Genomic DNA, 12,058 nt, shown 5'->3' with positions numbered 1-12,058 from the left:
GTTCAAGTTCGGCTCATCGAGAGTTTTCAGTCAATCTTATTTGGCGCTGGCGATGACCTTTTCCAGCCGTTCCTGAACGACTTTTGGCTTCTTGGCCGAAACGATCTGGTCGAGATTGGCCGGGCTATCGCCCACTGCAATCAGCGCGATCATGCCCATGGCATAATGCGGTGTGCACTTTACCAGATATGCGCCGGGCTGGGTAACCGTCAGCACATAGTTCTCATTGATCTTGCTTTTGAACTTTTCGGCACCTTCGGGGATCATGTCCTTGATGGACTCGACATTGTGCCCCTTGTCGATCGGTATGAAGGTGATCGTGTCACCGGGATTGGCCTTGATATAGGCGGGCTCGAAAACCATGGCGCCTTCGGCACCCTTGTTGAGCATGTGTACTTCGATATTTTCAGCTAAAGCGGGGGCCGCCAGCATGGCAAGGATGCCTACCGCAGCAAATTTGATCGCGAGGTTACGCATTTTTGTCCTGATCTCCATCGATGGGCGCGTCTGCCATTTGGGCCTCGATGCGCCCGCGTAACCGGATTTAGACCTGTCCCCGATCAACCTCTTTGATTTGGATCAAAGAGGTGAAGTTATTCCTGATAACAACGGTCAGATTTCGATCCGAATAAAATTGATTGATTTTCAGCATCCGGCTAACGCACCATTGACGAACACAGGCAGGAGAAACGGCCCGTTTTCCACCAGCCCTTTTGCCGCAGTTTCAGACCCGCCCGCCCGGCATGACAATACTGCATGCATCTTGTATGCATTCAGAGATCAGTAGCCACCTCTGGAACTGCCCCAACACTGCCAAGGAATGACAGAATGAGCGATACCATTTCGATTTCGACGGAAGAACTCGCAAAGCTTGTGCGAGAAATCCTGAACAAGGCGGGGTTCAGCGCCGGCCATGCCGCAGCCATTGCCAAAACCATTGTGGCGGGCGAACGCGACGGCTGCAAATCGCATGGTGTGTACCGCATCGAAGGCTGCCTTCGCACACTGAAGAGCGGCAAGGTTGCAGCCGATGCCGAACCGGTCGTCACGACTGACGATAGCGCTGTCGTCCGCGTCGATGCGAAGGGCGGTTTTGCCAATCTGGCCTTCGAGCGCGGCACGCCTGCCCTCGTTGAAAAGGCGCGCAAGCTCGGCATTGCGGCGCTGGCGATCAATGATTGCACCCATTTTGCAGCCTTATGGCCTGAAGTCGAAGCGCTCGCCGAGCAGGGCCTTGCGGCAATTGCCATGTGCCCAAGCTACGCCACCGTGGCGCCCGCCGGCGGAACGAAACCGCTTCTCGGCACCAATCCCTTCGCCTTTGGCTGGCCTCGCCCCGGCGATTATCCTTATGTGTTTGATTTTGCCACCAGCGTTGCTGCGCGCGGCGAACTGGAACTCTATCGTCGCGCCGGAAAACAACTGCCAGAAGGTTGGGCCGTGGATGCGGACGGCAACCCGACGACCGATCCGGAAGCCGCCCTTGCAGGCGCGATGCTGCCTTTCGGCGGGCACAAGGGATCAGCGATTTCGACAATGATCGAACTTTTGGCCGGTGTAATGATCGGCGATTTCACCAGCCCCGAGGCGCTCGATTTCCTCGGCACGACAACGCTTGCGCCACGCCACGGCGAACTCATCATCGCCTTCGACCCTGCCCGCATGGCCGGTGGCCGCGGCAACCCTGTGGAGCGCGGCGAAATCCTGATCGAAGCGATTGCCGGACAGGGCGCGCGCCTGCCGTCGCAGCGCCGCTTTGCTGCCCGTCGCGATTCACTGGCCAAGGGCATTGCACTCACTGCAGCCGAGATCGCGTTGTTGGAAAAACTGAAGGAAAAGGGACTGGACGCTGTGTCCTGACCCGAAACCGACAAAAAAGGCGCCGGAATTCGGCGCCTTTTTCTTTTATCTCAATCGATTTCAGGCTGCGTATTTCGCTGCGACGCCGCCATGCTTGTTCCAGTCGGCATACCAGGTCTGGAACAGCGTCAACTGGGTTTCGCAATAGCCGCGCTGGCTATCGGACAGCTTGTCCGTCTCGTTGAAATGCAGCTCATATTCCGGATTGCCGGTCAGAACCATCATATGCTTGTAGAAAAGAACGAGGTCCGGGCCTTCGTCGAAGGACGACAGCACGTCCAGTGCGGCTTCCAGTTCCAGCGCCAGCTTGCGCGCTTCGCCATCGCCTGCGGCCGCAGCCTTCGACAGCGCTACCAGATGCTGCACTTCCTTCGGCAGCACATTGCCAATGCCGGTGATCGCGCCGGTCGCGCCGCAATTGACGAAGCCGTGGAAAACGCCGGTATCGACGCCAACCATCAAAGTTACATCATCATCGGCGCTTGTGATGTTTTCAGCAGCGTAGCGCATGGCTTCCGCACCGCCGAATTCCTTGAACCCAATGAGGTTCGGATGTTCTGCGCGCAGTGCGAAAAACAGGTCGGCGCGGGTCGCAAAACCATAATACGGGCTGTTGTAGATAACGGCTGGCAGATCGGGAGCCGCTGCAAGGATTGCCTTGAAATGGGCCTTCTGCGCCGAAATCGATGAGCCGCGCGAGAGAACGCGCGGGATGACCATCAGGCCCTTCGCTCCAACCTTCTGCGCATGAGCGGCATGGGCGGCGGCAATCTTCGTGTTGACGGCGCCGGTGCCGACGACGACGGGCACGCCAGCCTTGGCAAGCGCTTCAACGCCAGCCATGCGTTCTTCGTCCGAGAGGAGCGGCCAGTCACCCATGGAGCCGCAGTAGACGACCGCAGACATGCCCTTCGCGATCAGTTCCTTGCCTTTGCGGACCAGCGCATCGAAATCCGGCGTGCGGTCGGGCTTGCAGGGGGTCATGAGGGCCGGAATGCAACCGGAGAAAATGTTAGAGGTCATAGCGTTTTTCCTTGAGCGCTTTTCACACAACCTGAATCTACAATCGGTCTGCCGAGCGTTGTATGGAAACAAATATACACTTTGTATTTTTCTTGTCGACCAAAATTTTATTTGAGGTTAGGATTGCTTGACTGACCGGGTCCAAACTGGTGTTTAGAATGCGGTTGGTCCGCGCTGAGCCTGTTTCCGGGTCGCCAGAACATCACGACAGAGGACAAGCACGATCATGGACAAAGACGACGCAAACCAGTCAGCCGATCGGAAGAAGGGTTCGGGCGTCAAGCTGGTTTACGACGTATTGCGTGACGAGATCATCGATCTTTCGCTCGCGCCGGGTAGCCCCATTGATGAAAACCAGCTCGCAGAACGCTTTTCCATGTCGCGCACGCCTATACGTGAAGCATTGGTGCGGCTTGCAAGTGACGGGTTCGTAACCACGCTCCCCAACCGCTCCACCGTGGTATCCAATATCGACTTTCTGAGCCTGCCCGCGTTTTTCGACGCAGTGACGCTGATGTACCGTGTGACGACGCGGCTTGCCGCCCGCAACCGGACCGACAAGGATCTCGAAAATATCCGTGCGCATCAGGAAGCCTTTGCCCGCGCAGTCCGCTCACAAAATGCGCTGGAAATGATCGCAACCAACCGCGACTTTCATGCGGCTATTGCGGAAGCGGGTCGCAATCCCTTCTACACGACTTTCTTTTCGAGGCTTCTCGATGAAGGCCGCAGGCTGTTGCGTCTCTATTACCAGTCCTTTGCCGATCGCCTGCCGGAACGCTACGTCACCGAGCACGAAGACATGATCCGCGCCATCGAAGAACGGGACGTGGATACCGCCGATCTGCTTGGCAAGGCACATGGAGACCAGATCGTCTATCAGATCCGCAAGCTGATTGCGGAAGACCGTCGCGACCAGCTCGATTTATAGAACTGCATTTCCGGCAGAGAGGCCGCTGTCACACGGCTTCCGGTAATTGCCGGGGTTCCATCACACGGTCGAACCATCCCAGCGTTGCCTTGCTATCCGCCGCCAGAAGGATACCGCAGTCACCGGCAAAGTCGTTCCATCCGTCGACATAGGATTCCCGCACCACCGTCAGTACCGGAATCTGGCGCGCATAGGCCGTTTCGATGATGGCGCGGAAACCGTGCCCTTCCGTCTCGCCCTTGCCGAAACGGTTGAGGATCAGCATATCGGCGCCGCCGTCCAGTTCCGCCAGAAGCGAGCCTGCTACATCGGCAAGTGCCGCCGGATCGAGACGGCATCCCTTCGAACCCGAACCGAGCGACTGCGAGATGATCTGCGTCACGCCGGTGCCTATATGCTCGATCTCGATATCGCGGCAGCATTCATCCGTGTTCTTTTCGCGGTGCTGAAGAAAGCCAGCAACGCGCAAACCCGCCTGCCTGGCACGGTGCGCCACGCCTGCCAGAAGCTGATCCACCGGCTCGTCCTTTGCGGCCCGGATGGCCGCAAGCATCGGTACACCGCTCATCCATCCACTCCCTCATTCGAAAGCAGATCGATACCGGTAATATCGGCATCCGCTGCGAGGATCGCGATATATTGCGACACGGCCTTCGACCAGGTGGAAGCTTCCAGCCAACCAGCGATCCTGTCGGCAACATAGTCGAACGGGAGCTCTTCGCCTTCGATGCGGCGATCAAGGCGCACAATGTGAAAGCCAAAGCGGCTTTCAATCGGCGCCGGCGTTATTTCGCCGGGCGTGAGGCGCTCCAGCGCCCGTTCGAATTCGGGCACTGTGCTGCCGCGTGTGAGCTGGCCCAGATTGCCGCCTTGCGCGCCCGAAGGGCAGGACGAGTATTCATGGGCGACCGAAGCGAAAGTGGCAGGCTCGGTAATCACCGAGGTAGCCAGATAGGATGCCGTCGTGCGGGCCTTCTCACGCTCGCGCTGGTCGGCCGGATCGGCAGCGATCAGGATATGGCTTGCCTCCAGAATGGGCGCACTGGTGAAGCGATGGCGGTTGTTTTCGTAGAAGCGCAAGGCTTCCTCGCGCGTGGCGGAAGGCACCTCGACCTCCCGTTCAATCACCATGCGCACGAGGGCATCTTCATCAGTCTCGCTGCGCCCCTCCGCATCTTTCTCGCTTTCAGGCACGATGCCGGTTTCCCTTGCGCGCTGCAGAAGTAGTTCACGCACTGCAAGCGCCCGGGCGGCAGCAAGCAGTGCCGCGCCGGGATTTTCCGACGGATGGTTTTGTGCCTCCGTCAGAATGTCGGTTTCGTTGATCGCCACGCCATTGACGGACACTGCATCGAAAACCGGGCGTGGTTTTGGCGGCACCCGCGTATCCGGCTCCTGATAGGTCGTGTAACCGGTGTTATGATCATGGGCATGGGCGTGGGCGCCCTGATGCTGTTCAGACGGCTGTTTCCGGTCAAAAAGTGTCACCATGAGCCTTACTCCGCAGGAATACGCATATGCGAGGGCTGAGCGGTATGGTTGCGCTCACGCACAACCTGATAGCCCGGACGCCAGATGTAGCGCACCGGCGCACTCAGCATATGCACAAGCCGCGTGAACGGGAACAGCAGGAAGATGGTCAGCCCCAGGAAGATATGCATCTTGAAGATGAACGACGCATTGGCGATGTAGCTGGATGCCGCCGGATTGAAGGTGAAGATACCTTGTGCCCAGTTCATGAATGTCACCATTTCGCCGCCGTCGATATGCTGCAACGAGATCGGGATGGTGCCGAGGCCCAGCAGAAGCTGCAACCACAACAGAATGATAATCAGCGTGTCGGATGGCCGCGAGGACGCACGAACGCGCGGATCGAACACACGACGATGCACCAGCATGCTGGCGCCAACGATTGCCATCACACCGGCGATGCCACCCGCCACAACGGCGAGAATCTGCTTCGCCTCATGGCTGACGCCGAGCATGTCGAAGACCCAGATTGGCGTCAGCAGGCCAACCAAATGACCGGCGAAGATAAACAGCACGCCAAGGTGAAACAGAACCGAACCCCACATGAGCTGCTTGCGGCGCAAAAGCTGGCTTGAGCCCGAACGCCACGTATAGGGCTCGCGGTCGTAGCGGAAGATCGAGCCGAGCGCGAGCACGCTCAGCGCGATATAGGGATAGATGCCGAAAAGAAACGTATGGAGATAAGCCATTTTCCGTCTCCTAGATATGTGAAGGGTTGGACGGGGTGCCGGGCTTGCGCTGCGCTGCACGCATCTGCGTGCGCAGCCGGTCCGGGCCGCAGGGATTTTCGCCCGCATTGCCGCCAAACGTTACCGCTTCTTCTTCCCAGATGCGGTCGAGCGCGGCGAGATCGTTCGGGTCGTCTTCCTCCTGCCGAAGCAACTCTCCGACGAGGTTCTTGTCCGGCTTGGCATTGGCGACATGAAGCAGCGCCGCAAAGGCGTTCGCATAAGGCGATTGACGCTTGCGCAGACGCTCGCCGATAGCCGCTGTAATATGGCCCGTCTGGGTGAGGAGATCGTGGATTTCCTCCGGCGAACGCGTCGACAGGAATTCCAGGAACAACGGCAGATAATCCGGCAGTTCCTTGGCATCAACGACAAAGCCGTTGTCGTCATACATCTTCATCAGATCGACCATCGCCTGGCCGCGGTCGCGGCTTTCACCGTGTACATGCTCGAAAAGATGCAGCGACAGCGACCGCGTGCGGTCGAAGAGATGCACGTAGCGTTCCTGTGCCTCGTAGAGATCGCAGTCGCAGACATAATCGACGAGACTATCGAGGAGCCTGCGGATGCCGGGGGAAAGTTTTTCCCCCGCCAGCACCTCTTTCAGTTCCCCTCCGCCAAGCTGCAGCTCAGCGGACGGATAGGAAAGAAGCAACGAAATGATTTTCAGGGTCTTGTTCATTACACCTGCTCCCGGAAAATATCCGTTGGTGTCTGGACGACCTTCTGGCGCTTGGAGCCGAACAGGTCTTCGGTCGATGTTCCACCCGAGCAGCCATTGCCGAAGGTGAAGCCGCACGAGCCGCGCACATCATAGGCGTCCTCGCTGATTTCGCGATGCGTGGTCGGAATGACGAAACGGTCTTCGTAATTGGCGATCGCCATGATGTGGTACATTTCCTCGATCATCGCACCGCTCATGCCGACACGGTCGGCAATCGCCTCGTCTAGAACGCCGTCGACGGTCTTGGCGCGCATATAAGCCCGCATGGCGAGCATACGTTCCAGTGCCGAGATGACCGGCTCTTCCTTGCCTGCCGTCAGAAGATTGGCGAGGTAGCGGACCGGAATGCGCATGGAGCGGACATCCGGCAGCGGGCCATCCATGCCAAGCTTGCCAGATGCAGCAGCCGACTGCAGCGGCGAGAGCGGCGGTACGTACCAGACCATCGGCAAGGTGCGGTATTCAGGATGGAGCGGGAAGGCGATCTTCCAGTCCATCGCCATCTTGTAGACCGGCGAATGCTTGGCCGATTCCAGCCAGGCTTCCGGCACACCGTCCTTGCGCGCCTGTTCGATCACGGCAGGATCGTTCGGGTCAAGGAAGATGTTGAGCTGTTCCTGATAGAGATCCTGTTCGTTGGCTGTGGAAGCGGCTTCCGCAATACGGTCGGCATCGTAGAGCATGACACCCAGATAGCGGATGCGGCCGACGCAGGTTTCCGAGCATACGGTCGGCTGACCGGCTTCAATGCGCGGATAGCAGAAGATGCACTTCTCGGACTTGCCCGAACTCCAGTTGTAATAGATCTTCTTGTAGGGGCAGCCGGAGACGCACATGCGCCAGCCGCGGCACTTTTCCTGATCGATCAGGACGATGCCGTCATCTTCGCGCTTGTAGATCGCACCCGACGGGCAGGCTGCAACGCAGGTCGGATTGAGGCAGTGCTCGCACAGGCGCGGCAGATACATCATGAAGGTGTTTTCGAACTGGCCGTAGATTTCCTTCTCCACGCCTTCGAAATTGTAGTCCTTCGAACGCTTGGCAAATTCGCCGCCGAGAATTTCTTCCCAGTTCGGACCCCATTCGATCTTTTCCATCCGCTCGCCGGAGATCAGCGAGCGCGGGCGGGCGGTCGGCATGGTCTTGCTTTCGCCTGCGGTCTGGAGATGGCCGTAATCGAAGTCGAACGGCTCGTAATAGTCGTCGATTTCAGGCAAGTCCGGATTGGCGAAAATCTTGGCGAGGATGCGCCACTTGGAGCCCATCTTCGGCTCGATCTTGCCGTTCTTCTTGCGGACCCAGCCGCCGTTCCACTTCTTCTGGTTTTCCCATTCCTTCGGGAAGCCGATGCCGGGCTTGGTCTCGACATTGTTGAACCAGGCATATTCCACGCCTTCACGGTTGGTCCAGACGTTCTTGCACGTCACGGAGCAGGTGTGGCAGCCGATGCACTTGTCGAGATTGAGCACCATTCCAATTTGGGCACGGATTTTCATTCTGCTGCCTCCTTCGCTGCGGAGCTCTGGTTGCCTTCTTCGAGCGGACCTTCCATCCAGTCCACCTTCTCAAGCTTGCGCACCACGACAAACTCATCGCGATTTGAACCAACGGTCCCGTAATAGTTGAAACCATAGGACTGGTGAGCGTAGCCGCCGATCATATGCGTCGGCTTGGTGATGATGCGGGTGACGGAGTTGTGAATGCCGCCGCGCTGGCCAGTGAGCGGCGAGCCGGGCGTGTTCACGATCTTTTCCTGCGCGTGATACATAAAGACAGTGCCGTCCTTCATGCGCTGGGAAACAACCGCGCGAGCCACAATGGCACCGTTGGCGTTGTAGACTTCCACCCAGTCATTATCGACGAGACCTGCCCTTGCGGCATCAGGCTCCGAAATCCAGACAACCGGCCCGCCGCGATTGAGCGTCAGCATCAACAGATTGTCCGTATAGGTGGAGTGGATGCCCCATTTCTGGTGCGGCGTGATGAAGTTCAGCACCAGATGCGGCTTGCCGTCCGCCTTTTCACGGATTGCCGGGTTGACCGTCTTGGTGTCGATCGGCGGACGATAGACGCAGAAGCCTTCACCAAAAGCACGCATCCACAAATGATCCTGATAGAGCTGCTGACGGCCGGTCAGCGTGCGCCACGGGATCAGCTCATGCACATTGGTATAGCCTGCATTGTAGCAAACGGTTTCGGATTCGATGCCCGACCAGGTTGGCGAAGAGATGATCTTGCGCGGTTGCGCAACGATATCGCGATAGCGGATCTTCTCGTCTTCTTTTGGAATGGCCAGATGCGAATGGTTGCGACCGGTGAACTTCGACAGTGCCTCCCACGCCTTGACCGCTACTTCGCCGTTGGTTTCCGGCGCAAGCGACAAAATGACTTCGGTCGCGTCGATGTCGGTATAGATGCGCGGACGTCCTTCGCTTGCGCCTGGCTCATCCACTTTTCCGTTAAGCTTGGCGAGCAGGTCCACCTCATGTTCGGTGTTCCACGAAATGCCCTTGCCGCCATTGCCCAGCTTGTCGAGAAGCGGCCCGACAGACGTGTAGCGCTTGTAGAGGTTCGGATAATCGCGCTCCACAACCACGACCGATGGCATTGTCTTGCCGGGGATCGGCTCAACCTCGCCCTTCTTCCAGTCGAGAACATCCTTTGGCTGCGCAAGCTCGCCTGCCGTGTCATGCAGGGTCGGCACAAGAACAATGTCTTTCTCGACGCCCAGCACTTCCGGCGCCACTTCCGAGAACTTCTTCGCAATGCCCTTGAAGATTTCCCAGTCGCTGCGGGATTCCCATGCCGGGTCTGCTGCGCTCGACAGCGGATGGATAAAGGGATGCATGTCGGACGTGTTGAGATCGTTCTTTTCATACCAGGTCGCAGTCGGCAGAACGATATCGGAATAAACGCAGGTCGTGGACATACGGAAATCAAGCGTGACCAGCAGGTCGAGCTTTCCTTCCGGAGCATTCTCATGCCACACGGCCTCGCGGCTTTCCTGTGCGCCTTCCTGACCCAGATCCTTGCCGAGCAGGCCGTTCGAGGTACCGAGCAGGTGCTTCAGGAAGTACTCATGCCCCTTGCCCGACGAACCGAGCAGGTTCGAACGCCAGACGAACATGTTGCGCGGCCAGTTGGCCTCATGGTCCGGGTCTTCGCAGGACATCGTGACGGTGCCGTTCTTCAGCGCATTCGCGATAAAGTCCTTTGGCTCCTTGCCCGATGCGGCGGCCTCTTTGGCGAGTTCCAGCGGGTTCGTCTGGAGCTGCGGAGCGGAAGGCAGCCAGCCCATGCGTTCGGCGCGGATGTTATAGTCCATCATCGTGCCGTCCCATGCACCCTCGGGGGCCGTCGGCGAGAGGATGTCCTGCACCTTGACCGTCTCGTAGCGCCACTGGTCGGTATGCGCATAGAAGAACGAGGTTGAGTTCATGTGGCGCGGCGGACGGTTCCAGTCGAGCGCAAAGGCAAGCGCTGTCCAGCCGGTCTGCGGACGCAGCTTTTCCTGCCCCACATAATGGCTCCAGCCGCCGCCGGACTGACCGACGCAACCGCACATCACCAGCATGTTGATGATGCCGCGATAGTTCATGTCCATGTGGTACCAGTGGTTGAGACCGGCACCGAGGATGACCATCGAACGACCGTTGGTCTTTTCGGCATTGGTTGCGAATTCGCGGGCGACCGCGGTGATCTGGTCGCGCGGGACGCCCGTGATTTTTTCAGCCCAGGCCGGAGTGTATGGCAGGCCCTCGTCATAGGACTTGGCAGAGTTCTCGTCGCCAAGCCCGCGATCAAGCCCGTAATTGGCGGCAAACAGGTCGAACACTGTCGCCACCATGACGTCGCCGCCCTTGATCTTCAGCTTGCGGGCCGGAACCTTGCGCACCAGCACACTGTCATGGTCCGTGCCTTCAAAGTAATCGTGCTCGCGGTTACCGAAATATGGGAAGGCCACATCGGCAACGGCATCATGGCTGTCCTTGTCGATGAAGCTCTTGGCAAGTTCCACATCCTTGCCCTTGCCGTCCTTCTCTTCAAGGTTCCACTGGCCGTCGTCACCCCAGCGGAAACCGATGGAGCCTTGCGGCGCAACATAAGCGCCCGATTTCGTATCGAAGGCGACTGTCTTCCAGTCCGGATTGTTGCCTTCGCCGAGATCGCCCTTGAAGTCAGACGCGCGCAGAAAGCGGTCCGGCACGTAACGCCCGTCCTTCTTCGTGAGCATGACCAGCATCGGGAAGTCGGAATATTTACGGCAGTAATTCTCGAAATAGGGAACCTGCCGGTCAATGTGATATTCGCGCAGGATGACATGGCCGAGCGCCATGGCTAGCGCGGCATCGGTGCCCTGCTTGGGATGCAGCCACAGATCGGAAAACTTTGCGGCTTCCGAATAGTCGGGGCAAACGACGACCGACTTGGTGCCCTTGTAACGCACTTCCGTATAGAAATGCGCATCCGGCGTGCGGGTCTGCGGTACGTTGGAACCCCAGAGCATCAGAAAACCGGCATTATACCAGTCAGCCGATTCCGGCACGTCGGTCTGTTCACCCCAGGTCTGCGGCGATGCTGGCGGCAGATCGCAATACCAGTCATAGAACGACATGCAGACGCCACCCAGCAGCGACAGGTAACGCGAACCGGCCGCATAGGAAACCATCGACATGGCCGGTATCGGCGAGAAGCCGATCACGCGGTCCGGTCCGTAAGTTTTGGCCGTATAGGCGTTGGCCGCAGCGATAATCTCGTTGACTTCGTCCCAGGTTGCGCGAACGAAGCCGCCGAGACCGCGCACCTTCATATAGTCGGCGCGCTTGGCAGGGTCCTGCTGAATTGCGGCCCAGGCTGCGACTGGCGTTTTCACCGCACGTTCCTTGCGCCACAGCTTCAGGAGACGGGAGCGGATCAGCGGATATTTCACGCGGTTGGCCGAATAGACATACCAGCTATAGCTCGCCCCGCGCGAACAGCCGCGCGGCTCATGGTTCGGCAGGTCGGCGCGCGTGCGCGGATAATCCGTCTGCTGGGTTTCCCAGGTGATAATGCCGCCCTTGACGTAGACTTTCCACGAGCAGGAGCCGGTACAGTTCACGCCATGGGTGGAGCGGACGATCTTGTCGTGCTGCCAGCGCTTGCGATAGGCGTCTTCCCAGTCACGGTTTTCATTGGTCGTGACGCCATGGCCTTCCGAGAAGGTGCCGACATTCTTGCGCGCAAGAAAATTCAGGCGGTCGAGGAGTAGACTCATGATTT

10 protein-coding genes are annotated in these 12,058 nt (G+C 58.5%); 2 read left to right on the top strand and 8 right to left on the bottom strand.

Features of this window, described 5'->3' with window-relative positions:
• Window positions 1-36: 36 nt before the first annotated feature.
• Window positions 37-477: a pseudoazurin gene (locus FIB18_RS11840; RefSeq protein ID WP_140020897.1), complete on the bottom strand. Its 441-nt coding sequence runs from the start codon at window positions 475-477 to the stop codon at window positions 37-39.
• A 351-nt stretch (window positions 478-828) separates the two neighbouring features.
• Between FIB18_RS11840 and FIB18_RS11835 the strand changes: the two genes are divergently transcribed.
• Window positions 829-1,860, top strand: coding sequence for an Ldh family oxidoreductase (locus FIB18_RS11835; protein ID WP_140020896.1), 1,032 nt, complete (start codon window positions 829-831; stop codon window positions 1,858-1,860).
• A gap of 60 nt (window positions 1,861-1,920) precedes the next feature.
• Here the strand turns inward: FIB18_RS11835 and FIB18_RS11830 are convergent, their stop codons facing one another.
• Window positions 1,921-2,883: a dihydrodipicolinate synthase family protein gene (locus FIB18_RS11830; protein WP_140020895.1), complete on the bottom strand. Its 963-nt coding sequence runs from the start codon at window positions 2,881-2,883 to the stop codon at window positions 1,921-1,923.
• A gap of 226 nt (window positions 2,884-3,109) precedes the next feature.
• Between FIB18_RS11830 and FIB18_RS11825 the strand changes: the two genes are divergently transcribed.
• On the top strand, window positions 3,110-3,814 hold the full coding sequence (locus tag FIB18_RS11825) for a GntR family transcriptional regulator (protein WP_140020894.1): 705 nt from the start codon (window positions 3,110-3,112) through the stop codon (window positions 3,812-3,814).
• 28 nt (window positions 3,815-3,842) lie between these two features.
• On the opposite strand, the gene FIB18_RS11820 is transcribed toward FIB18_RS11825, so the two are convergent.
• From FIB18_RS11820 to FIB18_RS11795, 6 genes are read right to left on the bottom strand one after another with little or no spacing between them, the layout of a single operon-like run.
• Window positions 3,843-4,382 carry a DUF2478 domain-containing protein gene (locus tag FIB18_RS11820; protein WP_140020893.1) on the bottom strand — a complete coding sequence of 180 codons (540 nt, stop codon included), beginning with the start codon at window positions 4,380-4,382 and terminating at the stop codon, window positions 3,843-3,845.
• A complete protein-coding gene (locus FIB18_RS11815; RefSeq protein WP_140020892.1) occupies window positions 4,379-5,305 on the bottom strand; it encodes a peptidylprolyl isomerase in 927 nt (308 codons plus the stop codon). The genes FIB18_RS11820 and FIB18_RS11815 overlap by 4 nt, the downstream gene beginning before the upstream one ends.
• Window positions 5,306-5,310: 5 nt before the next feature.
• The gene (gene narI, locus FIB18_RS11810; protein ID WP_140020891.1) at window positions 5,311-6,033 is read right to left on the bottom strand and encodes a respiratory nitrate reductase subunit gamma; all 723 of its coding nucleotides are present in this window, start codon (window positions 6,031-6,033) and stop codon (window positions 5,311-5,313) included.
• Window positions 6,034-6,043: 10 nt separating this feature from the next.
• Window positions 6,044-6,754: a nitrate reductase molybdenum cofactor assembly chaperone gene (gene narJ / locus FIB18_RS11805; RefSeq protein ID WP_140020890.1), complete on the bottom strand. Its 711-nt coding sequence runs from the start codon at window positions 6,752-6,754 to the stop codon at window positions 6,044-6,046.
• Window positions 6,754-8,292, bottom strand: a complete 1,539-nt coding sequence (gene narH, locus FIB18_RS11800) for a nitrate reductase subunit beta (RefSeq protein ID WP_140020889.1) — start codon at window positions 8,290-8,292, stop codon at window positions 6,754-6,756. Before narH ends, narJ begins: the two co-directional genes overlap by 1 nt.
• Complete coding sequence (locus tag FIB18_RS11795; RefSeq protein WP_140020888.1) at window positions 8,289-12,053, bottom strand: nitrate reductase subunit alpha; 3,765 nt, start codon at window positions 12,051-12,053, stop codon at window positions 8,289-8,291. The genes narH and FIB18_RS11795 overlap by 4 nt, the downstream gene beginning before the upstream one ends.
• Window positions 12,054-12,058 lie beyond the last annotated feature (5 nt).

The organism is Brucella pecoris (genome assembly GCF_006376675.1).
Taxonomy (GTDB): Bacteria; Pseudomonadota; Alphaproteobacteria; order Rhizobiales; family Rhizobiaceae; genus Brucella; species Brucella pecoris.
Note: the sequence above shows the minus strand (reverse complement) of the source record. Positions and strands in the feature narration are given on the sequence as shown.